38 protein-coding genes are annotated in these 23,568 nt (G+C 29.7%); all 38 read left to right on the top strand.

Going from position 1 to position 23,568, the window contains the following annotated elements:
- Positions 1-14: 14 nt before the first annotated feature.
- The 38 genes from KGF36_RS16035 (at position 15) to KGF36_RS16210 (ending at position 23,456) form a co-directional block, all read left to right on the top strand.
- The gene (locus KGF36_RS16035; RefSeq protein ID WP_227854859.1) at positions 15-254 is read left to right on the top strand and encodes a hypothetical protein; all 240 of its coding nucleotides are present in this window, start codon (positions 15-17) and stop codon (positions 252-254) included.
- 4 nt (positions 255-258) lie between these two features.
- Positions 259-906 carry a phosphoadenosine phosphosulfate reductase family protein gene (locus tag KGF36_RS16040; RefSeq protein WP_227854860.1) on the top strand — a complete coding sequence of 216 codons (648 nt, stop codon included), beginning with the start codon at positions 259-261 and terminating at the stop codon, positions 904-906.
- The gene (locus KGF36_RS20275) at positions 849-983 is read left to right on the top strand and encodes a hypothetical protein (protein ID WP_255626205.1); all 135 of its coding nucleotides are present in this window, start codon (positions 849-851) and stop codon (positions 981-983) included. The genes KGF36_RS16040 and KGF36_RS20275 overlap by 58 nt, the downstream gene beginning before the upstream one ends.
- Positions 980-1,153 (top strand): hypothetical protein, encoded by a 174-nt coding sequence (locus tag KGF36_RS16045; RefSeq protein ID WP_227854861.1) that lies wholly within the window; start codon positions 980-982, stop codon positions 1,151-1,153. Before KGF36_RS20275 ends, KGF36_RS16045 begins: the two co-directional genes overlap by 4 nt.
- Before the next feature lie 17 nt (positions 1,154-1,170).
- Complete coding sequence (locus KGF36_RS16050; protein ID WP_021370629.1) at positions 1,171-1,494, top strand: DUF1827 family protein; 324 nt, start codon at positions 1,171-1,173, stop codon at positions 1,492-1,494.
- A gap of 76 nt (positions 1,495-1,570) precedes the next feature.
- Positions 1,571-1,765, top strand: coding sequence for a hypothetical protein (locus KGF36_RS16055; protein ID WP_227854862.1), 195 nt, complete (start codon positions 1,571-1,573; stop codon positions 1,763-1,765).
- Positions 1,766-1,778: 13 nt separating this feature from the next.
- Positions 1,779-2,018: a hypothetical protein gene (locus tag KGF36_RS16060; protein WP_162274273.1), complete on the top strand. Its 240-nt coding sequence runs from the start codon at positions 1,779-1,781 to the stop codon at positions 2,016-2,018.
- Between the two features lie 128 nt (positions 2,019-2,146).
- Positions 2,147-2,554 (top strand): RusA family crossover junction endodeoxyribonuclease, encoded by a 408-nt coding sequence (locus KGF36_RS16065; protein WP_227854863.1) that lies wholly within the window; start codon positions 2,147-2,149, stop codon positions 2,552-2,554.
- Positions 2,555-2,852: 298 nt separating this feature from the next.
- Positions 2,853-3,209: an ORF6N domain-containing protein gene (locus tag KGF36_RS16070; protein ID WP_227854864.1), complete on the top strand. Its 357-nt coding sequence runs from the start codon at positions 2,853-2,855 to the stop codon at positions 3,207-3,209.
- A 51-nt stretch (positions 3,210-3,260) separates the two neighbouring features.
- Positions 3,261-3,689: an ORF6C domain-containing protein gene (locus tag KGF36_RS16075; RefSeq protein WP_227854865.1), complete on the top strand. Its 429-nt coding sequence runs from the start codon at positions 3,261-3,263 to the stop codon at positions 3,687-3,689.
- 153 nt (positions 3,690-3,842) lie between these two features.
- Positions 3,843-4,343 carry a hypothetical protein gene (locus tag KGF36_RS16080; RefSeq protein ID WP_054270880.1) on the top strand — a complete coding sequence of 167 codons (501 nt, stop codon included), beginning with the start codon at positions 3,843-3,845 and terminating at the stop codon, positions 4,341-4,343.
- Positions 4,344-4,788: 445 nt separating this feature from the next.
- On the top strand, positions 4,789-4,923 hold the full coding sequence (locus KGF36_RS20280; protein ID WP_255626206.1) for a hypothetical protein: 135 nt from the start codon (positions 4,789-4,791) through the stop codon (positions 4,921-4,923).
- A gap of 60 nt (positions 4,924-4,983) precedes the next feature.
- On the top strand, positions 4,984-5,475 hold the full coding sequence (locus KGF36_RS16085; RefSeq protein WP_227854866.1) for a ParB N-terminal domain-containing protein: 492 nt from the start codon (positions 4,984-4,986) through the stop codon (positions 5,473-5,475).
- Between the two features lie 2 nt (positions 5,476-5,477).
- Positions 5,478-6,245, top strand: a complete 768-nt coding sequence (locus KGF36_RS16090) for a hypothetical protein (protein WP_227854867.1) — start codon at positions 5,478-5,480, stop codon at positions 6,243-6,245.
- Complete coding sequence (locus KGF36_RS16095; RefSeq protein WP_227854868.1) at positions 6,239-6,871, top strand: queuosine precursor transporter; 633 nt, start codon at positions 6,239-6,241, stop codon at positions 6,869-6,871. The genes KGF36_RS16090 and KGF36_RS16095 overlap by 7 nt, the downstream gene beginning before the upstream one ends.
- A gap of 33 nt (positions 6,872-6,904) precedes the next feature.
- Complete coding sequence (locus tag KGF36_RS16100; RefSeq protein ID WP_227854869.1) at positions 6,905-7,609, top strand: phage terminase small subunit-related protein; 705 nt, start codon at positions 6,905-6,907, stop codon at positions 7,607-7,609.
- A complete protein-coding gene (terL, locus tag KGF36_RS16105) occupies positions 7,602-9,011 on the top strand; it encodes a phage terminase large subunit (RefSeq protein ID WP_227854870.1) in 1,410 nt (469 codons plus the stop codon). The genes KGF36_RS16100 and terL overlap by 8 nt, the downstream gene beginning before the upstream one ends.
- 16 nt (positions 9,012-9,027) lie before the next feature.
- Positions 9,028-10,611, top strand: a complete 1,584-nt coding sequence (locus tag KGF36_RS16110; protein ID WP_227854871.1) for a phage portal protein — start codon at positions 9,028-9,030, stop codon at positions 10,609-10,611.
- Positions 10,612-10,620: 9 nt separating this feature from the next.
- Complete coding sequence (locus KGF36_RS16115; protein WP_227854872.1) at positions 10,621-11,664, top strand: minor capsid protein; 1,044 nt, start codon at positions 10,621-10,623, stop codon at positions 11,662-11,664.
- A gap of 67 nt (positions 11,665-11,731) precedes the next feature.
- Positions 11,732-12,376, top strand: coding sequence for a hypothetical protein (locus KGF36_RS16120; RefSeq protein WP_227854873.1), 645 nt, complete (start codon positions 11,732-11,734; stop codon positions 12,374-12,376).
- Positions 12,377-12,397: 21 nt separating this feature from the next.
- Positions 12,398-12,592 (top strand): hypothetical protein, encoded by a 195-nt coding sequence (locus KGF36_RS16125; protein WP_227854874.1) that lies wholly within the window; start codon positions 12,398-12,400, stop codon positions 12,590-12,592.
- Between the two features lie 117 nt (positions 12,593-12,709).
- Positions 12,710-13,309, top strand: a complete 600-nt coding sequence (locus KGF36_RS16130) for a phage scaffolding protein (RefSeq protein WP_227854875.1) — start codon at positions 12,710-12,712, stop codon at positions 13,307-13,309.
- A 22-nt stretch (positions 13,310-13,331) separates the two neighbouring features.
- Positions 13,332-14,270, top strand: a complete 939-nt coding sequence (locus KGF36_RS16135; RefSeq protein ID WP_227854876.1) for a hypothetical protein — start codon at positions 13,332-13,334, stop codon at positions 14,268-14,270.
- Between the two features lie 13 nt (positions 14,271-14,283).
- Positions 14,284-14,505, top strand: coding sequence for a Rho termination factor N-terminal domain-containing protein (locus KGF36_RS16140; protein WP_227854877.1), 222 nt, complete (start codon positions 14,284-14,286; stop codon positions 14,503-14,505).
- A 28-nt stretch (positions 14,506-14,533) separates the two neighbouring features.
- Positions 14,534-14,878: a phage head-tail connector protein gene (locus KGF36_RS16145; RefSeq protein ID WP_227832191.1), complete on the top strand. Its 345-nt coding sequence runs from the start codon at positions 14,534-14,536 to the stop codon at positions 14,876-14,878.
- Position 14,879: 1 nt separating this feature from the next.
- On the top strand, positions 14,880-15,230 hold the full coding sequence (locus KGF36_RS16150; protein ID WP_227854878.1) for a hypothetical protein: 351 nt from the start codon (positions 14,880-14,882) through the stop codon (positions 15,228-15,230).
- Positions 15,231-15,641: an HK97 gp10 family phage protein gene (locus tag KGF36_RS16155; protein ID WP_083289659.1), complete on the top strand. Its 411-nt coding sequence runs from the start codon at positions 15,231-15,233 to the stop codon at positions 15,639-15,641.
- A 7-nt stretch (positions 15,642-15,648) separates the two neighbouring features.
- Entirely contained in the window at positions 15,649-16,104 is a 456-nt protein-coding gene (locus KGF36_RS16160) for a DUF6838 family protein (RefSeq protein ID WP_227854879.1), read from the top strand.
- On the top strand, positions 16,105-17,175 hold the full coding sequence (locus KGF36_RS16165; protein ID WP_227854880.1) for a phage tail sheath subtilisin-like domain-containing protein: 1,071 nt from the start codon (positions 16,105-16,107) through the stop codon (positions 17,173-17,175). It abuts the gene before it with no gap.
- Positions 17,176-17,190: 15 nt separating this feature from the next.
- The gene (locus KGF36_RS16170) at positions 17,191-17,622 is read left to right on the top strand and encodes a phage tail tube protein (RefSeq protein WP_054271802.1); all 432 of its coding nucleotides are present in this window, start codon (positions 17,191-17,193) and stop codon (positions 17,620-17,622) included.
- Between the two features lie 27 nt (positions 17,623-17,649).
- Positions 17,650-18,120, top strand: coding sequence for a phage tail assembly chaperone (locus tag KGF36_RS16175; RefSeq protein WP_227854881.1), 471 nt, complete (start codon positions 17,650-17,652; stop codon positions 18,118-18,120).
- A gap of 26 nt (positions 18,121-18,146) precedes the next feature.
- Positions 18,147-18,293 carry a hypothetical protein gene (locus tag KGF36_RS16180; RefSeq protein ID WP_227854882.1) on the top strand — a complete coding sequence of 49 codons (147 nt, stop codon included), beginning with the start codon at positions 18,147-18,149 and terminating at the stop codon, positions 18,291-18,293.
- Positions 18,294-18,296: 3 nt separating this feature from the next.
- Complete coding sequence (locus KGF36_RS16185; protein WP_227854883.1) at positions 18,297-21,131, top strand: phage tail tape measure protein; 2,835 nt, start codon at positions 18,297-18,299, stop codon at positions 21,129-21,131.
- Positions 21,132-21,205: 74 nt separating this feature from the next.
- On the top strand, positions 21,206-22,006 hold the full coding sequence (locus tag KGF36_RS16190) for an SHOCT domain-containing protein (protein ID WP_077710280.1): 801 nt from the start codon (positions 21,206-21,208) through the stop codon (positions 22,004-22,006).
- 51 nt (positions 22,007-22,057) lie between these two features.
- On the top strand, positions 22,058-22,255 hold the full coding sequence (locus tag KGF36_RS16195; RefSeq protein ID WP_227854884.1) for a hypothetical protein: 198 nt from the start codon (positions 22,058-22,060) through the stop codon (positions 22,253-22,255).
- A gap of 11 nt (positions 22,256-22,266) precedes the next feature.
- Positions 22,267-22,905: a LysM peptidoglycan-binding domain-containing protein gene (locus KGF36_RS16200; protein ID WP_227854885.1), complete on the top strand. Its 639-nt coding sequence runs from the start codon at positions 22,267-22,269 to the stop codon at positions 22,903-22,905.
- Between the two features lie 5 nt (positions 22,906-22,910).
- Positions 22,911-23,192 carry a hypothetical protein gene (locus tag KGF36_RS16205; protein WP_227854886.1) on the top strand — a complete coding sequence of 94 codons (282 nt, stop codon included), beginning with the start codon at positions 22,911-22,913 and terminating at the stop codon, positions 23,190-23,192.
- A 21-nt stretch (positions 23,193-23,213) separates the two neighbouring features.
- Entirely contained in the window at positions 23,214-23,456 is a 243-nt protein-coding gene (locus KGF36_RS16210; RefSeq protein ID WP_227854887.1) for a hypothetical protein, read from the top strand.
- Positions 23,457-23,568 lie beyond the last annotated feature (112 nt).

Raw genomic sequence — 23,568 nt, forward strand, 5'->3', positions numbered from 1 at the left:
GGGGTGGAATTAAATTGCAGAAATATAAAATTAAATTTGAAGAAAAAGTAATTTTAGAACATGAAGTTATAGTTGAAATTCCAAACGAAATAAATATAAAAGATATTTGCTATTGTATAGAACATAAATGCCAAAGAATATATGATATAGCAGATTATATAAGAGAATTTAATGGGAGACAAATAGATTTTACAGAAGATACTTGTGGAGAGACTGAAATGGTGGTTGAATCATTTAGAAAATGCAAGGAGTGATTTTATGAAGCATATTGCAAGTTTTAGTGGAGGAAAAGATTCTGCTGCAATGCTCCTTCTAATATTAGAAAAAAAGCTTCCATTAAATGAGATTGTTTTCATAGACACAGGACTAGAATTTAAAGAAATTTATGACATAATAGATGATTTTGAGAAAAGAATAAACTTTAAAATAACAAGAATTAAAGCAGAAAAAACCTTTGAAGAATACTTTTATACAGTAAATGAAAAAGGCAAGCGTAAGGGGCAGATATGGGGTTTTCCATACACTCTAGGGGCATGGTGTAATAGTAGATTAAAGATTGCTCCTGCTAATAAATATTTTAATAAATTAGGAGAGCATAAGAGGTACATTGGGATTGCTTATGATGAACCTAATAGATATAAAAGACTAGAAAAAAACTTTATAGCACCACTTTACAATGAGAAAATGACTGAAAAAGATTGCTTAAAGTATTTAGAAGAAAAAGGTTTTTACTATGAGATTCATCATAGATTTAAGCGAACTGGTTGCTACTTATGTCCTAAACAAAACTTACAAAGCCTTAGAACGCTAAGAAGATATTATCCAGATTTGTGGGGGGGATGCTTAAATTGGATAAGGATAGTCCAGTACCTTTTAAAGCTGATGGAACTACAGTACATGACTTAGAAAAGCGATTTAGAAATGAAGATATAGAAAATGAAAGACAGATAAGTTTCTTTCAAACAGAGAAGGTGAGTATATGACTAATAAAGAAATGTGTCAGTCAAAGAATCTTGATGAAAGAGAAGTATATAAGAGTTTTGGGAAAGAGATTTGTGCTAGTTGTATAAATGATAAAGGAGATTGTGAAAGTAAAGATTGTGATACAGCACATAAAATATGGTTGAAGAAGGAAGCAGAAAATTATTTATAAAATTTGGAGGGAATAAAATGTTATTAGTTGAGAATAAAAATGATAGGTCTATTCTTGCAAAAGAATCACTTGAAAAATTAGGGGCTAAAAATGTAAAAATATACAACATGGATACTGGGAGTAATGTTATATATTCAGTAGAAAATGGCAAAGAACATTTAACTATATCAAATGAAAAAAGATTTCCTAATTGGAATGAAATTAAGTATGTTAGATACAAACTCATGAAACCAAATAAGACCATAGTACAAATACTACCACCAAAAGAAGAATATATAAATTTGCATGAAAATTGCTTTCATCTTTGGGAGATAGAAGATAATGCAGTTCCGACTAAGTAATTTATAAAAATAAAGTCAAAGTAAGTTTATGAATGAAACTAGAATGTTATAGACTTACTTTGACTTATAAAAAGGAGTGGTCAATATAGTTATTACAGAATTTAAAGCGACTTGGCAGACAACAAGAGAATGGGAAAAAGGGAACGTATACAGCTCTATATTTACTGATTTAGAAGAAGCAAGAGCTTTTAAAAAAGATGAGGAAAATATAAAAGAAAATTATAATGTGAAGCTTTTAAGTAGAGCTATAGTCGAAATCGAAATAGATTAGGTAGGTGTTTTTAATGAATACTCTGATATATAAATATATAGTTAATGAACATAGAGATGAAGCAGATGAGTTAGATAGAGACTATGGAGAATTTAAAATATTTAATGGAGGTAAATGTTTTGGTGGATGTGGTAGGAATTTCTATACATTAGCTAAGTTTAAAAAAATGATAGTTACTTGTCCCCATTGTGGAAAAAAATATCAAATAAAACTTTTTAAAAATGGAAAAGTGAATATGAGAGTAGTTGAGTAAATCAAGGGAAGTGATTCTGTGAAAAGAAGAAGATGTAATTGGTGTGGCAAATTATTTTATCTTGATGAAAAATCTAAGGATATTTATTGTTGTAAGGAATGTAGGAAAAAGGCTAAGAAGGTGAAAAAATGAAAGTTTTTCTTGTAATAGATGGAGAACCGGTTGGTAAAGAAAGACCTAGAATGAACTCTATAACTAAAAGGACCTATACACCTAATAAGACTAAAAATTATGAGGACCTAATAAAATGGCTATATCAATCTAAAGTTAAGTATCATTTTACTGGCTATATAAAAATGACTTTAAGATGCTATTATTCTATAGCTAAAAGTAACAGTAAAAAGGTTAAAGAGCAGAAAAGAAATAATGTGTTAAGACCTAGCAAGAAACCCGATATTGATAATGTAGTCAAGATTATAGCTGATTCACTCAATGAGATAGCTTATAAGGATGATACACAGATTGTTGAGGTTGTAGCTAGTAAATATTATAGTGATAAGCCAAGGGTTGAGGTTATATTAGAGGATATTATATAAAAAGAATCTAAATAAAAGTCACAAGAAAATTATTAATATATTCTATAAAAAATGATATTAAGATAATTAAACAGACCCATATAAATATATGTTTTTTGAGTGGATATGTCTTATTGAGTTTTTGGGCAGCAAATGCCAGTAAAAAATAAATACAAAGCTTTATTAAGAAAACTATTAAATTCCCCATAAATTCCTCCTAAGGTTAGGATACTATGAGATATTAATAATAACAATAGATTTTTCAGAACTGTAAATAAATTGAAATGAATTATTCAAAAAAGAAAAGGAGAGATAGATTATGAATGAAAATATAAATAAAGAAATAACAGTACTTGGAACTTTAGAAGTTGAGGGAATGAAGTTTCATGATATAGAGGGTGGATTTGGAGAACATAAGAAAGCAATGCTAGTAAAAGATATAGCTAAGATACATAATAGAGAACTTAAACATGTAAATGAGCTTATAAATAATAATATAAAAAGATTTAAAGATGGTATAGATATTTTAGATATAAAAGTGAGTCGTTCAGAGCGACCAAGTTATTTAAAATCACTTAGCTTAGAAATGGGATACTCTAATCAATCTTATGCAAATGCAAATAACATATATTTGTTATCTGAAAGAGGTTATTCAAAACTACTAAAGATATTATAAGCTGATAAAGCTTAGGAGCAATATGAAAAGATAGTTGATGGATATTTTTCTATGAGAAAAGAATTAAATAATCCTCTTTTAAGTGCATCAAAAGAGTTACAAGCTATATTTATGCTAGATAAGAAACAAGAAGTCTTAGAAACTAAAATAGAGAGTGTCAATGAAAAATTAGAGAATTTTATGGATGATGCACCACTTTTTAACGTTGAGTGTGAGTGTATTGTTAAAGAGGTTAAGAGGGTAGCAACAAAATCACTTGGTGGGCATGGAAGTAAGGCTTATAAAAATAAATCTTTAAGAGGTAAAGTATACAGTGATATATATCATCAGATTAAACGAGAGTTTGGAGTAGAAAGTTATAAGGCTATAAAGCGTTGCCAGTTAGATAAAGTATTAGAGATTGTAAACAATTATAAGTTACCTATAGTGTTTGAGGATGAAATAAGACTTTTAAATAGTCAATTATCAATAGTGAGTTAAAGAATGAATTGACTTTTATCTTTTAAAAGGTAAAACCTTCAATAGTTAATTAAAAAAGAAAAAGGAGTGCTTTCACACTCCACTTGTCAAAAATATAAAACTTTTATATGCAAATATTATTATAACATAAATAATTGATAGGAGTGTGTGAGTATGTCTAAAACTAAAAAAGAGTTTTTTAATGCAACTAAGAAGTTTCTTGAAGAATATAATCAAATGGATGCTAATATAAACAAACTGAAAGGGGATATTTATAATTTAGATAAATGTTCTGTTGGAGATTTAACCAAGGCAATAAGCTATGATAGCATTCCTACAAGCAAAACTTATAATATAAATAACAAAATTGAGGATAAATTAGTTTCTATTGAAGATAAAAAAACTGAAAAGGAAATTGAATTATATACAATGATGGCAATAAAAAAGACTTTAGACATAGCTATAAATAATTTAAGATATGTAGAAAGAGAGATAATAAAATTTAGATATATAAATAAATTTGAATGGTTTCAAATATCAGATAAATTGTTTATGGAAGAAAGACAATTAAGAAGAAGAAGGGATATAGCTATAGCATCTATTTCAATAGCTATGTTTGGCAGACAAGCACTTACAGAACAAGAACCAATATTCAATTTATTAGAAATACAATAAGAGGTTATGTCCGTTTTATGTCCGACATGAAGTCTTGAAACATGAGATAATAATATTGTGGAAATAAAGATTTCCCTCTCAAAACTAAATATATATTAGGCTAGGGTTAAGGGATTACTCTAGCTTATATGAACAGACTAGGTAGGGCGTGAGGACGCTGTTAGTTCAATTCTAACTATGTTCAAAAGGTATTAATACACTATATGTAGATATGCTGGATTAAAACGGAATTTAATTCAAATGTCTAAAGGAGTGGGGCTTGGTAACCTCACTCAACATGCAGGTACTGGTGTTTAATCTAAGTTCGATTCTTAGAACTTGCAACATAATATATACCTCCCCCATAAAAAGGCTGAGTTAGGGTAAACTTAGCCTTTTATTTTTTAAAAGAAGGAAAATGAATTTAATTGTCGTATAAATTAATAAAAAAAGGATGTGAGGTAATATGGGGATATTAGAAGGTGCTCAATTAATTAGAGATATAGCGCAGAGAATTTCAAGAGAAAAAGGCGTAACAGAGCAAGAGGCATGGAATGAAGCTGTAAAAGAGTTTAAAGAAAAATATGAGTGTTTAGTTTAAAGAGTCATCTTTGTAGGTGGCTCTTTTATTATATTCAAAAATAAAAAAGGAGGTCTTAAATTGAACAAAAGAGAAGTTGTTTATCTTAATTTAGAAGATATAAAACCATACGAAAATAATCCGAGGATTAATGACAATGCTATTGAAAAAGTAGTTAATTCAATCAAAAAATTTGGTTTTAATAATCCGATAACAGTTGATAAAAACTATGTAATTGTAACAGGACATACAAGGTACGAAGCATCCAAAATACTTGATTTGAAGCAAGTACCATGTATAATTTTAAAAGATTTAACAGAGGAAGAGATAAGAGGATATAGGCTATCCGATAATAAAACAGGAGAGTTTTCAGATTGGGAGTTTGACAAATTAACAAAAGAGTTGGCTGAGATACAAAATATTGATATGAGCAACTTTGGATTTAATGTATTAACATTCGAAGATTTAGGAGTAATGGATTCAGATTTTATATTAGATGAAGAATTAGAAGAAAAAGAGAAAAAAGAAAAAACAGTAAAATGCCCATGTTGTGGCGAGGAGTTTGAAATGTAAAAATGAGGATATTTTTAGCAGCAACAAAAAGTGGAATGAATAAAGAATTAAGATTAGAAACAATAGAAAAATGTAAACCTCGATACATCTTAGAAACTTTTTTTAATAAAGAAAAAGCGTGTTTGGAAGCTTTGCAAATAGTAGGAAATGAGAATTTCTTATTAGATTCGGGGGCTTTTTCTTTTATGAATGGTACAGAAATCTCGAAAGAAGAAATGGAAAACTATATTGATAGATATATAAAGTTTATTAAAGACTACAATATAAAATATTTCTTTGAAGTTGATGTAGATGTGATATTTGGACTAGAGCAGGTGGAGAAGTGGACTAAAAAAATAGAAAGTGAAGTAGGTAGACAATGTATTCCTGTATGGCATAAAAGTCGGGGAGTGGAATACTGGAAAAAGCTATGTGCAACATATAAATATATTGCAGTTGGTGGATTCGCAATAAATGATATAAAAAAACAGGAATATGATTTGATAAGAAAAATGGTTGCTTATGCTTATGCTAGAAATGTAAAAGTACATGGACTAGGCTTTACTAAGACAAAGATATTAAAGTCATTTAAATTTTATAGTGTTGATAGCAGTAGTTGGACTATAGGAGCAAGTATTGGACAACAATTATATACATTTAAAGATGGAGACATACATATAAGAAGGTTAGAAAAAGAAGGTAATAAGAAAACAGATTTAAAAAAATTAGTAGCTCATAGTATGTGCGAATGGGTTAAATATCAAAAATTCATGGATGGAGTGAGATGGTGAAAAGGACAGAAAGAAATTTAACATTATTAAATTGTGTATTTGTAACAAGTTTAGTGATTTCTAATATTGTTGCTGGAAAGGTGATTGATGTGTTTGGATTAATTGTTCCTGCCGCAGTAGTAGCATATCCTATTACTTTTCTATGTACAGACGTCATTGGAGAAATATGGGGCAAAGAAGAAGCTAACAGAACAGTCAAAAGAGGTATTTTAATGCAGTTATTTAGTCTTTTATTGATTACAATAGCGATAGCCCTTCCAAGTGCAAGTTTTGCAACAGAGTATTCAAGCAATCTAAAAGCAGTATTAGGGCAGAATGTAAGATTTGTATTAGCTAGTTTAACCGCTTATATATTAGCTCAATCAAATGATGTATTTATATTTCATAAGCTAAAAGAAAAGTTTGGAGGAAAGCATAAATGGTTAAGAAACAACGCTAGTACTATGTTGAGTCAACTAATAGATACAGCTATATTTATTACAATCGGGTTTTGGGGTACTGTACCAAGTTTAATAACTATGATAATGAGTCAATATGTAGTTAAGTTCTTCTTAGCTTTATTAGATACTCCATTCTTTTATTTATTGACAAGAGAAGAAACAAAAGTAGATAAACAAGCTTCATAATAAAAAAGTAAAAACGAATAACGAGGTGGTGATGTGGCAAAGGCTAGAAGTCCAAACAGAGATAAAGCTTTTGATATATTTAAAGAGCATAATGGAAATATTGCAAATAGAGAGATAGCAGAGTTATTAAATGAAAATGAGAAAACAATAAGTAATTGGAAATGTAGAGATAACTGGAATGTAGTACTGCAAACAAATAAATGTAGTACTACAAAGAAAAAGGGTGGTCAAAAGAATAATAAAAATGCTTTAAAAGATGGTATATATGAAAAAATATTCTTTAACACTCTAACAGATGAAGAAATTGAATTGATAAAAAGTGAAAATAAAGATGAAATACACAGACTTGAATTAGAAATAAGTTTACTTACAGTTAGAGAACATAGACATATGAAAAGAATAAAGCAGTATGAAGAAAAAGCTGATAAAATTACATTAGAAAGCATAGACAAAAGAACTTTAAAGATAGAAGGTAATTTACTTAAAGATAATGAACAGACACAGACAGAGACTGTCACAAGGGCTGTTTCTATATTTGAAAGAGTGCAAAAGCTAGAAGCTGAATTAACTAAAATTCAAGATAAAAAAAGAAAGTGTATTGAGACATTAGAGAAAATGAAGATAGATAGAAAGAAATTTGAATTAGAAAATAATAATCTAGGTCAAAATGAAAGTGAAAATATGTTTAAAGAGCTGTCTTTAGAGGAGTTGAAAAAGTTGGCGAATTTAGATGATTGATAATAAGTTAATAGCACTAGAAGCTAAGAAGGAACTTGCAAGACGTGAGTTCTTTTATTTTTGCAATTTATTAGCTCCAAACTTTTATAAAAAAGATAGAAATTATTTAGTTGAGACTTGCAATAAGCTTCAAGATTTTTATTATTCGGATGATGAAGTTTTAATTATAAATATGCCACCTAGACATGGGAAAAGTAGAAGTGCAAGTTTATTCGTAGAATGGATTTTAGGTAAAAATAAAAATGAAAAAATAATGACTGGTAGTTATAATGAGACTCTTTCAACGATGTTTTCAAAGAATGTTAGAAATGCTATTCAAGAAGAAAAAGCCGATATAGACACTATCATTTACAACGATATATTTCCTAACACAAAAATTAAACATGGTGATGGAGCTATGAATTTATGGTCATTGGAAGGTGGTTATAATAATTATTTGGCAACATCTCCAAGTGGTACAGCAACAGGCTTTGGATGTTCTTTGATGATTGTAGATGACTTAATTAAAAATGCAGAGGAAGCTTATAATGAGAATGTTTTAGAAAAACATTGGGATTGGTTTACTAATACTATGCTATCAAGGCTTGAAGAAGGTGGGAAAATAATAATTATAATGACTAGATGGTCTAGTAAGGACTTAGCTGGCAGAGCATTAGAACATTACAAAGAAGAAGGTAAGAAAGTAAAACATATTAATATGAAAGCATTACAGGAAGATGGTAACATGCTTTGTGAAGAAGTCTTATCTCTAAATAGTTATAAGTCAAAAGTAAGAGCGATGGGCGAAGACATTGCAAGTGCTAACTATCAACAAGAGCCTATTGACCTTAAAGGATGCCTATACACTAGATTTAAGACATATAACAAGCTTCCTGCTGATGATAAAGGCAATCTACTATTTACATCTATTAAAGCTTATGTGGATACGGCAGATGAAGGGGCAGACTATTTATGTTCGATTGTATATGGAGTATATAACAAAGAAGTATATGTATTAGACGTTTTATATACAAAAGAAAGCATGGAAATAACAGAGTATAAAACGGCTAAGATGTTCTATGATAATGAAGTTAATAAAGCAGATATAGAGTCAAATAATGGTGGCAGAGCTTTTGCAAGAAGTGTTCAAAGAATATTAAAAGAGAAATTTAACAGCAATAAAACAACAATAAAATGGTTTCACCAGTCTAAAAATAAAAATGCTAGAATCTTATCTAATAGCAGTTGGGTAATGGAACATATATATTTTCCGTCGAATTGGCGAGATAAATGGACAGAGTTTTATAAGGCTATGACATCTTATCAGAGAGAAGGTAAGAATAAACATGATGATGCGCCAGATGCTATAACAGGAGTTGCAGAAAAGGCACTAAAAGGTCAAGGATTATCAGTATTTAAGTAATATAGGTGGTGGTGATGTGGAGTTAGAAAAAATAAGAGCAATAATAAGTGCTGATATAGCTAGAAGGCAAGAGATATTACAGGCTAAATCATATTATTATAATGAAAATGATATATTGAAAAAAGGAGTAGTTGTCCAAAATAGAGATGAGAACCCGCTTAGGAACGCTGACAATAGAATTAGTCATAACTTTCATGAAATACTAGTAGATGAAAAAGCTTCTTATATGTTTACTTATCCAACTTTGTTCGACATTGATAATAACAAAGAATTGAATGAGAAGGTAACAGATATTCTAGGGAATGAGTTTACTAGAAAAGCTAAGAATTTAGCAATAGAAGCGAGTAATTGTGGTACTGCATGGCTCCATTATTGGATAGATGAAGAATATAGTAAGGAACAGATAATTGCTCAAACATTTAAATATGGTGTAGTGAATACAGAAGAAATTATTCCTATATATCGAAATGGAATTGAAAGAGAGTTAGAAGCTGTTATAAGATATTATGTTCAGTTAGAAGATGTAAAAGGTCAAATACAAAAGCAGGCATATACTTATGTTGAATTTTGGACAGATAAAATATTAGATAAATATAAATTTTTTGGAGTATCGTGTTGTGGTTCTCAAATCGAGCATATAACAATATTGCACAGATTTAATTCAGTTCCTTTTATAGAATTTGCTAACAATATAAAAAAACAAAGTGACTTATCTAAGTATAAAAAAATATTAGACCTATACGACCGAGTTATGAGTGGTTTTGCCAATGATTTAGAAGATATACAACAAATAATCTATATACTTGAAAATTTTGGTGGAGAAGATACATCAGAGTTCTTGAAGGAATTAAAGAGATATAAAACTATAAAGACTGAAACAGATTCAGAAGGTGATTCTGGTGGTCTTAAAACTATGCAAATAGAGATACCTACAGAAGCTCGAAAAATAATACTTGAAATCTTGAAAAAACAAATATATGAAAGCGGTCAAGGGTTACAACAGGATACTGAAAACTTTGGGAATGCAAGTGGTGTAGCACTTAAATTCTTTTATAGAAAGCTAGAATTAAAGTCTGGACTTCTTGAAACCGAGTTTAGAACCTCTTTTGATAAGCTAATAAAAACTATACTATATTTTTTAGGAGTTACAGACTATAAAAAGATACAACAGACATATACAAGAAATATGATGTCAAATGATTTAGAGGATGCAGATATAGCAACAAAAAGCATGGGAATAATACCAACTAAACTTATTTTTAGACATCATCCTTGGGTCGACGACCCTGAGGAAGCTGAGAAACTTTATTTAGAAGAAAAACAAGCACAAGCAGCTTCGGTTTCTGATGATTATAACTTTGACGATTTACCAGATAAAAAAGAGAATGTCGAAGAAAAAGAAAGTGTAAATGACACTATAGACAATGCAGAAGAAGTTGCAGGAAAAACTTTGAATGGTGCTCAGACGCAATCGCTAGTAGGTGTATTGTCTCAATATTCAGCAGGAACATTAACACTAGGTCAAGCTATAAATGTAATATCTATAGCTATAGGTGTAACAAAAGATGAAGCTAAAAAAATACTTGAAGGTTCATTGTAGGTATTTAATATGAAAAATAATAATGTTGAATATTGGAAAGAAAGAGAAAAACAAAGGCTAAATGCAAGATTGAAAGATGAAAAAGAAGTCTTGAAGGAGCTGGATAAGCAATATAAAATTGCAATGAAAAATATAGAGAAAGAAATTGCTAATTTATTTTATAAATATGCTGAACAGAATAAATTAACATATGCAGAAACGCAAAAATATTTAACTAACAATGAGTTTAAAGCATGGCGTATGGACATTAAGCAATATATTAAGTTAATAGAAAAAACAAAGGATGAAAGATTACTGTTAGAGCTTAATACATTAGCTATGAAAAGCAGAATAAACAGGTTAGAAGAACTATTCTACCAAATATCTAAAGAGATAAATAATACATTCGACATTCAAAATAATAGAGTAGAAAAGCTATTAGAAGAATCTGTGAAAGATAGTTACTATAAGAGTATATATGAAACTCAAAAACACGTTGGTGTTGGGGTAAGCTTCACTAAGCTTGATAGAGAAGCTTTAAAGGATATAATTACATATCCTTGGAGTGGTAAAAACTTTTCTCAAAGGATATGGAAAAACAGAGATTTATTAAGTGAAGTTATCAAAGAAGAAATTACTCAGATGACCATAAGAGGGGAAAGCATGAAAAATATTGCTAATAGAGTATCTCAGAGAATGGACTCTAGCTATGAAAATGCAATAAGATTAGTTCAAACTGAACATGGACATTTTATGGGGGAAGCTGATAAAAGAGCATACGAAAGTCAAAACGTAGATAAATATCAATTCTTGGCTACATTACAGGGGAATACTTGTGAAAAATGTAGAAATGTAGATATGAAAGTATTTTTAGTTAAGGACGCTATAGAAACAAAAAATTATCCTCCAATGCATCCACGTTGCAGGTGTACGACTATACCATATTTCCCACATGAGCAAGAGGAAACAAGAACAGCACGACTGCCAAAAGGTAAAACCTATGAAGTTCCAGCAAACTTGACTTATAATGAATGGTACAAGGAACATGTAATAAAAAATATAGAAGTTGTATAGGGAGCACTTGTTAAGTTTAAATGGTAAGTGCTTTTATTGTGTAAAAATTTAAGGAGGAATAAATAATATGGCTAAGTTTAAAAAGAAATCAGAAGAAGTAGAAGCTTTTAAATGGATTGGTGATACAAAACAAACAAAGTTACCAACTTGGATAATAAAAGCAATTATGAGTCAAGATATTTGGTTTGCAGTTGATAGTAATGAAGATAAAAAACCTATAATGTTTGTAAAAACTATTATAGGTATACACCAAGCTAATATAGGTGATTACATTGTGCAAAGAGAAGATGGTGGAATATATCCATATAATGCTCGAGAATTTGAGGAATTATATGAAAGGGTTGAATATACTGTAACTATTGAAAATACAAGAAACTATGCTGAAAATTTAGAACAAGGGCATAGATGTGTTGATGAAGAAAAGGATGAGGAAAGTAAATTAGAACTTTCAGCTAAGTTGGAGCTAGATACAAAAGATTTTGAAGAAAATATAAAAAGTGCTACAAAAGAAATTGAAACATTTAATGAAGTAGTATATAGATTAGAAGAAAATTTAAATAGAGTATTTGGAAGAGAAAAGATTAATGAAATAAAAATAAAAAGTCCTACAAAACAACTTTCTGATGAGGATTTGGAGTATATAAGAGAGATAGCATCTAAAGATATAAAAGAACGTTTTGCTAAAGAAGGGAAAATTAAGATAAATTATTAGATAAAAAAGTAGGTGATTTTAATGTGTATATTAACTCAAGTTATAGTTGTAGTTTGTGTAGTACAAATCGTTATTAATTGTATTGCTAATGTTAATGTAGGTATTCTTTGCAATAAATTAAAAAAAGAAAATAAAGCTAATATAGATAAAGTTTATGATGAAATTTTAAAGAAGGTAAAAGAAGAACTAAATAAATCGTTAGATAAAAGTCTATAAGGACTTTTTTATTTTGCTCTTTTTAAAAAAGTTGCAGAGCATAAAGAACAAAGTAACTCCTTTAGTTGGAGGGCAACTATAAAAATCTATGGAGAAATAAGAAGGGATGATGATTAAATGGAATGGTTAAGAAAAATATTAGAAAGTATTAAAATCGAAGAAAATAAAATTGATGTTGATGAAATATTAAAAAGTGTTAATACTGAATTTCCCAAGTATGCAGTACCTAAAGAAACTTTTAACAAAGCAAATGAACAATTGAAAGAAGCTAACAAAGCTATTGAAAGCTTTAATAGTAAAATGACTCAAGAAGATTTAGAAAAGATAAAAACAGAACATCAAGCACAAATAAAAAAAATAGAAGAAAATCATAAGATAGAAGTTGAGAAAATGCAAAATGAAAGTTTAAAGACAAGAAAATTAAGTGCTGTTGAGAAAACCTTGTTAACTAACAAAGCCAAACACGTTGATTTATTAACAAATAAGTTTGATTTAGAAAAGATAACTGTAGGAGAAGATGGGAAGGTAGCAGGTATAGAAGAACAGTTAAAAACACTACAAGAGAGTTACAAAGATTTGTTTGAAACTAGCACTACTGAAACTACTAAACAAACAAATGCACAATCTTTTTACAAGTATGTACCAGGTGGTAGTGGAGAAGCTTCATCAGAAATTACAGCAGAACAAATAAAAGCAGCAGTAAAAGGACAAATATAATTAAAATAAAGGAGATGTTAAAATGGCAAATACAATAGAATATGCACCAATTATACAGCAAGCACTTGATGATTCAGCAATACAAACACTTCTAACAGGGTGGATGGATGCTAATGCGGGAAAAGCGATATATAATGGAGGTAAGGAAATAAAAATACCTTCTCTAGAAGTTGATGGACTAGGGGATTATAACAGAGGTTCATCAGATGGATATGCAAATGGAGATATAAAGTTTAGTTATGAAACAAAAACAATGACACAAGATAGAGGAAGAAAATTTACAATAGACCCAAACGATGTTGATGAAACTAATTTCACATTAACTGCAAGTGAAATTATGGGAAAATTCCAAAGGACAAAAGTAATTCCAGAAGTTGATGCTTATAGATTAAGTAAACTAGCTACTGTAGCTATGAATGTAGAAAATGATACTAATGTAGAATATGGATATGCACCACATAAAGATACTGTTATAAGTAAAATAAAAAAAGGAATAACAACAATAAGGGAAACGGGATATACTGGTGAACTTGTAATTCATTTAACTTATGATACATTAACAGCAGTTGAAGAAAAAACATTAGAAAAATTAATGGCTATTGATTTTAGCAAAGGTGGAATAACTACAAAAGTACCAACAATAGATTTTTGTCCGCTTATAGCGACTCCTCAGAATAGAATGTATTCATCAATAACATTATATGATGGAAAATCAGAAGGTCAAAAGCAAGGTGGATATGTAAAAGGTAGCAAAGCACTAGATTGTAATTTTATAATAGCAGGAAGAGATGTACCTATCGCTGTTACAAAGCAAGACCAAATGAGAATATTTGACCCTTTAACTTATCAAGGTGGTAATTCTTGGGCTATGGATTATAGAAGATACCACGAGTTATGGGTTACTAATCTAAATTCTAATTTAGTATATGCTAACTTTAAGGATGCTAAACCAACAGCCTAAAAGGAGATAAATTATGTATAGATTAATAAGAGATAACATAGAAAGAATAGTTAATGATACATCTGAAAAAGAAAAGTTAATGTATGATGGATTTAAGTTACTAGAAGATAAGAAAAGTATTAATACAGAAAATTTAACTCTTGAAGAATTAAGAAACATAGCAAAAGAAAATGGCATAGAAGGTTATTCAAAACTAAAAAAAGATGAATTAATAGAGAAATTAAATAGTATTTAGTTTCTCTATTTTATTTTGAGGTGATTAAATGCTAGATAATATAAAATTAATTTTAAATTTAAAAGATGATACTTATGATAGTTTAATAGAGTTGTACATTAAAAAATACACTACTCTAGTTCTTGCATACTGCAATATAGAAACACTTAATTCTACTCTTGAAGGTATTGTAGAGGATAAAGTTATTGTTAAGTTAAAAGAGACTGTATTAGTTAGTAGTGCTGATAATGGAAAAATCAGCTCAATTTCTCGTGGTGGTTATTCTGTAAATTATAATGTTGCAACAGCTAAAACAACAGATGAATTAATGGAAATAAAACTATCTCAAAAGGATAAGAATATTTTAAATAATTTTAGAAAAGTGAAGTGGTAACATGGCAGAAGCAGATATATTAGCATTGACTTACTTTTGTAAAATGACAATAAGAAGATGTATAAGTATTAAAAATGAAGACACAGGAGTTACAGATTTTAACGAGAATGTTGTAATTGCAGAAGGTGTGCCTTGTGGCTTAAATGGAAATATACCTAATATCGTGGATACAGATATAACAAATTCTATTTCAGCGTTTGAATTATATTGCAGACCCGAAGTAGATTTGATAGTTGGAGATATACTTGATATAACTTTAGAAAATGGAAATGTAGAAACTTTTATTGCATCTAAACCATTTCCTTATTCAAGCCACTTGCAAGTCAATTTGACCCTAAAGGAAAGATATTAAATGATAGAATTTAACAGTCTAGACACATTAATAAGAGATTTAGAAAGAGAAGGAAGGGAAATGTCAAAGAACTTAAGAAGGGCTAAGAACAATATAGGTAATAAACTGCTTAGAAAAGTAAAACCTAAAACACCAGTTGCTAAAGTTGATGGAGGAACAGCTAGAAAGAGCTGGAAGTATAAAGAGCTTAATCTATTTGAGGGTGTAGTATCAAATAATGTTGAATACATTTATCATTTAGAATATGGTCATAGAACTAGGCAAGGAACAGGAACTAGCGAAAACTATAGACCTAAGCCTAACGGAATTAGCTTTGTACCAGGTGTATTTATGTTGGCAAGAAGCGTTGATGAAATGAGTAGTATAATTGATGATGAATTAAATCAGATAATAATAGATTTTTGGAACTAGAGGTGGTGTGTTGCTAAGTTATAATGAAATACTAGATTCATTTACTAAAACTATAGATAATAATTTTGAAGAAACTATAGTTGCAGGAGAATATAACATAAAAGACAATAAAGAGCCTTATTTTTTTGTGCAGATAATACCTGAAGAAACACAAATAGCGACTAAAAGAACTGATATAAAAAGCTTTTTAGTTGATATAAAATATTTACCTAATTTGAAAAAGAAAAAAACACATTTATTTGATATTTTAAATAAATTAGAGAACATATTCACTAGAAATATAAAAATAAAAGATAGATATTTAACTTTCAGTAAGAAAAATGGAAGTATAGAAAAAGATGAAATAGGAAATTATGTTCAATTTCTTATATCTATAAATTATTATGAACAAATTTATTTTGAAGAAGAAAAACACGAATTAATGGAAGAACTAAATATGAGATTTAAAGGAAGGAGTGATTAAATGGCTGGATTAGTTAATATAAATATAGAATTTAAAGAACTGGCTACGAGCTTTATACAGCGTTCCAGAGCTGGAATAGTAGCAATTATATTGAAAGATACAACAAAGATGTATAAAGAGCTTACAAGCGAAGATGATATACCAACTTCATTAAGTGATGATAATAAAAAATATGTTAAATATGGATTTGTAGGGGCTACTGATAATGAGAAGGTGTTAAGACCAAGTAAAGTTATTATAAGTACTTTCACAGAGGATGGAAAAGTTGAGGATATACTAGAAGAATTAGAATCTGTAGAATTTAATTACTTATGTATGCCCGAGTCAGAAGAAGCAGAAAAAACAAAAATTGTAACTTGGATAAAGAAGATAAGAGAAGAAGAAAGTACAGAAGCTAAGGCAGTATTAGCAAATATTAAAGCTGATAATGAAGCAGTCATAAATTTTACTGAAAATGTAACAATTAGTGGGGAGGAAATAACAGCAGAGAAATATACACCACGTATCGCTTCTCTTATAGCATCTACTCCAAGTACGCAGTCAATTACTTATGCACCTCTTGATGAAGTTGAATCTATTACAAAGATAGACAAAGCTAGTGCAGACGCTAAAGTACAATCGGGAGAATTAATACTAAGAAGATTGTCAGGGGCTATAAGGGTTGCTAGAGGTGTAAATTCTCTTACAACTCTAACAGCAGAAAAAGGAGAAATGTTTCAAAAAATCAAACTTGTTGATATAAAAGATTTAATAAGCAAAGATATAAAAAATATTTATGTAGAAAAGTATTTGCGTAAATGTCCAAACACTTATGACAACAAATGTTTATTTATTGTTGCTGTACAATCTTATTTAACTGAATTAGCAAAACAAGAGTTAATTGACTCTAACTTTACTGTTGAAATTGATTTAGAGAAGCAAAAAGAATACTTAGAAAGCAAAAAAGTAGATGTTAGTAAAATGAAAGAGAATGAAATAAAAGAAGCTAATACTGGCTCAAACGGATTTTACCTAATAAATCTAAAACTGGTTGATGCAATGGAAGATATAAATATAAGAGTTCAAATGTAGAAGGTAGGTGAAAATATGGCTACAAGTTTTGAAAGTAAAAATGTTATAAATGGGACTTATGGAGAGGTTTGGTTGGATGATGTGCAGTTAGCTGAATGTAAGGGTATGAAAGCTGAGATAAAGTTTAATAAAGCTGAAATAGCTAAACCACGAAAAATGATTAAAGGTCAAAAAGTAATAGATGCTAGTGCAGAAGGGTCTTTAACTATGCATCATGTAGACTCAAAGTTATTAAAATATGGGACTCAAGTTATAAAAGAAGGAAAAGAATTAAAATTCACTGTCATTAGTAAACTTGCTGACCCAGATGCAAAAGGAGCAGAAAGAGTTTGTGTAACTGGTGTAAGCTTTGATAACCTACCACTTATAGATTGGGAATTAGGAAAAGAGGGAGAAAAAGAATTTTCTTTCACATTTGAGGATTATGAATTTTTAGATGAAATATAAAAAATTATTAAATAAGGAGAAAAAGATATGAGTGAAAATAAATTAGAAAAAGAAATGGTAGATAAAAAAGAAGCAGCAGAAGTAAAAAATATAGTAGAATTACTGCTTAAAATGGATGCAGGCGAAATTAAAATGCCAAGCATGACATACAAAATATTTTGCAAAAAAGTAGGTATAGAGTTACCTTTTGAATGCACAGCATTAGAACCCGAAACGTTTGACGAATTACAGTCAAGTGGATTAAAAATAGAAAATGGTTCGTTAAAGGATTTGGATAACTTTAAAATGAAAACAAATATTATATTAGCTTCTTGCAAAACATTTAAAGATAAAGAATTATTAAAACATTTTAAATCTCCAACACCAAGAGAATTACTAAGAAAAATGTTGTTGGCAGGTGAAATAAATGATTTATATAACAAAATATGTGAGTTAAACGGATATAGCGAATCTAATTCTGAAAAAGATAAAAGAATAGAAGAAAAAATAAAAAACTAATAAAAACAGATGGTGAAGTTAATTTAATGTACTTATTATTTAAGTACAAAGGAATGATGCCATCTGTTTTTTATAGAGTTAAATATGGAGAAAAACACATAGTTAAAGCTTTTATGCACCAAGAAATAGATGAAAAAATAGAAGAAATAGAGAGTTTTGGAAAGGGGCTGTAGAGTATGTCAGCAGGTAGTAGAGCTTTAGAAGCTGTTATAAGAATGCGAGATGAAGCTAGTAGGACGCTAAGACAAGTTAGAGATGCTACTAGAGCCCTTCAAAGTCAAACTAATACAACATCACAAGCACAAGAAAGATTACAAGAACAATTTAGAAAAGTAAGCAATGCAGCTAAAATAGCAGGAGTAGGGATTGTGACTGGAATAGGAGCAGGATTAGTTTCTGCATCTAAAGCAGGTGCAGAATTTGAAACTGCAATGACAAAAACTTCGACAATGTTTGGAGACACTAAAGTAGATACAGAAAACTTGAATAATAAAGTATTAGAGTTATCTAAAAATACAGGAATTGCGGCATCTTCTATTGGAGAAAGTCTATATAATGCTTTATCTTCGGGCATTCCTGTTACAAAAGATATGGGTTCAGCAATGGACTTCATGACTAAAAATGCTAAATTATCTAAATCAGGATTTACAGATATAGACACAGCTCTAACAGCAACAGCAAAAGTATTAAATGCTTACAAGATGGATGTATCTGAAACTGATAGAGTTCACAAAATTATGATGCAGACACAAAATAAAGGTATCACTACGGTTGGAGAATTAGGAGCAACATTAGCACAAGTAACCCCAACTGCATCTGCAATGAGTTTTAGTTTTGAACAGGTAGGAGCATCACTTGCCAATATGACAGCACAAGGAACACCAACAGCACAAGCTACAACACAATTAAATAGTTTACTTGCGGAACTTGGAAAAACTGGTACAGTAGCAAATAAGTCTTTATTAGATGCTACAAAAGGAACTAAATACGCAGGAAAATCTTTTAAAGAATTAATGCAAGCAGGAGTGCCGCTTAATGAAATCTTAAATCTCATGGATGGAAGTGCTAAAAAGAATAAAAAAAGTTTAATAGATATGTTTGGCAGTATTGAAGCAGGGAAAGCTGCACTCGCACTTAGTGGTCAAAATTCAGAGCAATATACGAACAATTTAAAAGCTATGTCCACTCAAGCTGATGTTGTTGGAAGTGCATATGCAAAGATGTCTAATACATTAGAATCTAAGGTGGGAATATTAAAAGAAAGTTTTAAAAATCTAGGTATAGAGATATATAGTAAACTAAAAGAACCTCTTAAAAATGCTACTGAAACAGGAATAAAATGTTTAAGTGACTTAGATAAACAATTTTCAAGTGGGTCACTTAAAGCAGGTGTTTCTCAAATTGCACAATCTTTTGGGGATTTAACATCTACGATTATAAAAGTTGCAACAAAGGCATTGCCAACTATGATTAAGAGTCTTAGTTGGGTTCTTAAAAATGGACCTACTATCGCTAGTATTTTTGTTAGTATAAAAACAGCTTCCATAATGACTAGTGCAGTTAAAAGTATTGTAGCATTAAAAAAAGCTTGGGTTGCGGCTAAATTGGCAGTGCGGGTTTACATGGTTGGCATGGCAGAAGCAGGCACAGTATTAAGTGGATTTCAAGTTTTAGTTGGAGTTTTAACTGGAGAGATGACTATAGCTCAAGGTGTAACACAAGTTTGGAGTGCTACTTTAGCTACACTAGGAGGACCAGTTGGTGTTGCTATAATTGCTATAGTCGCATTAGTTGCAGGTCTTGTAGTCTTGTGGAATACAAACAAGGGTTTTAGAGATTTTGTTATAAATGCTTGGAATAATATAAAAGAAACAGCCACAAAAGTTTGGGGTGGTATATGTAATTTCTTTACACAAACTATTCCACAAGCTTGGAATGATTTATGTACCAGTTTTTCAAATGCAGGACAATGGTTTGGAGAAATGTGGAATAATATAAAACAAGCATTTATAAATGGCTGGAATGCTATTGTAGCTTTCTTCACGCAAACAATTCCAATGTGGATTAATAGCATTGGAGTGTGGTTTGGACAATTACCTGCAAAAATTGGTTATGGATTAGGATTTGCATTAGGGAAAATAATATCTTGGGGTATTTCTGTTTGGACTTACCTAGTTACAAATGTGCCTATATGGATTAATAATATAGGCACATTTTTTGCACAATTACCTAATAAAATTTGGACTTGGCTAGTAAGCACAGTACAAAAAATAGGTCAATGGGGTATGGCTATGATAGCATATGCTCAAATCTACGCTAGAATGATTATTAACAATATAGTAGTATTTTTCCAAACTTTGCCTAGCCGTATCTGGACTTGGCTAGTAAGCACAGTACAAAAAGTAGCAAGCTGGGGAAGTCAAATGGCTACTAAGGGCAGAGAAGGAGCTAAAAAGTTAGTTGACACAGTGGTGGACACTTTAAAATCACTACCTAAAAAAGTTTTGGACATAGGGAAAAATGTTGTTAAAGGGTTGTGGAATGGTATAACTGGAGCTGGTGACTGGTTAAAAGGAAAAGTAAATGATTTTGCAAAGGGTGTAATAGATGGATTTAAAAATGGATTTGGAGTACATTCCCCTTCTTGGAAATTAAGAGATTTAGTAGGTAGATTCCTTCCTTTAGGAATTTGGGAAGGTATAAAAGTAGAATTACCAAGTTTGAAGAGCAATATTGACAATGTAGTTAGTAATTTAACTCAGAGAATGTATAAACCACAAGAAATTGAAGAAAGTGACTATACAAGTAAGTATAAAGAAGCTATAACACAAAGAACTCAGCAAAATACCATCAATAAAACTGATAGTAAAACTACTAATAATAAAGAAAGTAATAATATTACCATAAATATAAATTGGGGTGGTGTTACAGTTAAAGAAGAAGCTGATATGACTAAATTAACTAAGATGTTAGTTAATGAAATAAAGTTAAATTTAGCAGGTGGTGTATAGAAACATAGAACTCTAAAATATGTGAGTATGTGCTATAATCGTAGTATATCATTATATTTTAGGGGGATAAATATATGGCATTATTTAGTTCTAAAGAAAATTGTGTAATATGTGGAGAAAAAACTAAAAATCTGAAAATTAAAGATGGATATGTATGTAAAAAATGTTTGCAAAGATGTACAGGAATAGAGTATGTCCTTAATCCTGCTTTTGGTTCAGCATTTTTAAATAAAAAAAATAAAGAAGTTACAAAGGAGGACATTCTAGGTCTTCTTGAAAAAAGAGGTAATAATCTAGATGAGTTAGATAACTTCAACACTACAAAACAAGTATCTGTTTATTTAGAAATTGATGAAGTACAAAGAAAATGTCTAATACCAGATGGTTCTATAGGGAAAAAAATAAACCCTAAAATTTTTTCTTTTGATGAGATTGTAGAATATGAACTAGTAGAAGATGAAGAAAGTATAATAAAAGGTGGTTTAGGCAAAGCAATAGCAGGGGGAGTGTTATTTGGAGGAGTAGGAGCTGTAGTTGGAGGTGTAACAGGGAAAAAGAAGACAAAGACAGTTGTAAATAGTCTCAAAATAAAAATAACACTTAATAACTTAAATTATCCAAATGTATATATCAATTTGATTACAACACAAACAAAAACAGATTCTTTTATATATAAAAATGCATATGATTCTGCACAACAAATATTATCTATGTTATCTATAATTCAAAATGGAAATAATGAAAATAGTATAGAAAAAAATACAGAAAGTAATAGTTCATTAGAGCAAATAAAAACATTAAAGGAATTGTTGGACATGGGAGCAATAACAGAAGAAGAATTTAATGCTAAGAAAAAAGAATTATTAAATTTATAATATACAGAAAGCACTTGCAAACATGTAAGTGCTTTTTATTATGAGGTGATTATGATAGGCAAAGATATAGAGTTTATTAACTCATTAAAACGATTAAGTTTTTTAATACAAGCAAAAGAAGATTTAATTGAAGATATACATGAGTATTCAAATGAAGAAGATATTTCTAGGTATGAAAATTTGGATAAAGCTTTTGAAAAAACTATAATTGATGAAGCTAAGTTTTTAATATCTTTAGAAAAGATATAGAGGTGATGTAATTGGAAATATGGATTAGACAAGCAAATGACACCTTTAGATTTCCTGTTTTTCCATCTTCTTTTGAAATAAACAGTAAAGCAATAGTAAATACCTCAAATGTCTTGAAAACAGGGGAAATTGCAGTGTTTGGAGGTGTAGGCTTAAGAACTACAGAAATATCTAGTTTCTTTCCTAAGAATGAAGCAAGTTACTGTGATTATACAGGCTTCCCATCACCATATGACTGTGTAAATAAAATTCAAAGATGGATGAATGAAGGTTTTATATTAAGGTTTACAGTTACAGAAACAAATATAAATTTTGAATGTATTATAACAGATTTTCAATATGAAGAAAAAGATTGTACAGGAGATGTGTATTTTACATTAAGCTTAAAAGAATACAAAAGAATACAGATACCTAGCATAAAATCTTCAGATGGAAAAATAACATCAGTAAGAGATGTGCCAATCACAAAAGGATTTGAAGTTAAAAATAAACAAAAAACTCATAAGGTAGGTAAAGGAGATAGTCTTTGGTCACTTGCAAAAAAATATTATGGAAATGGGGATTTGTGGAAGAAAATTTATGATGCTAATAAAAAGTTAATTAAAAATCCTGACTTAATAAAGGACGGTTGGGTGTTAACAATTCCTTAAGCGAGGTGATAGAGTTGCAGAAAGTAAGAATAATACCAGAAAACTATGGTCTAACGAAAGAGGATTTAACAGAAAAAGACTTATATTGTATGGCAAAACATATTCAAATAAACGTTATAAAGAGATGTTTTAGAGAAGAACATGATATATTAGACCCTTGCCAAACTTGCAAGTATGAAAGAGAATGTTTTAAAAGTGGATATGGTTATGCGCACTGGGACACATTCACAAAATTATCAAAAATTACAGGAGTAAGAATATGTCCAGGTACAGGTTTTACAGATTAGAAATGTGAAAGAGGTGTTATTATGCAAGAAGAAATAAAACTTTCAGAAAAAGACTTGTATTGCATAGGTAAGTTTATACAAATTGGAGCTATAAAAAGCTTCATGCACAATGAAAAAGACTTAGATTTCCCTTGTACAGATTGCAAATACTTAGATAAATGTTTTGGAGATAATAGAGAATCAGATTTTTGGGATACTTTTTTAAAGTTAAGTAAATTGACTGATTTAAAATTATCTCCATTTAAAGGTTTTAACATAAATTAATCACTTATAAATCGAAAAGACAAGAAGGTGATTTAGATTAATAATATAAAATTACAGGTCCATATAAAAAATGGAGCTATCTATAATATAACTGACATAGTAGAAAAGGTAA

The organism is Clostridioides sp. ZZV14-6009, from assembly GCF_020658095.1.
Classification (GTDB): Bacteria; Bacillota; Clostridia; order Peptostreptococcales; family Peptostreptococcaceae; genus Clostridioides.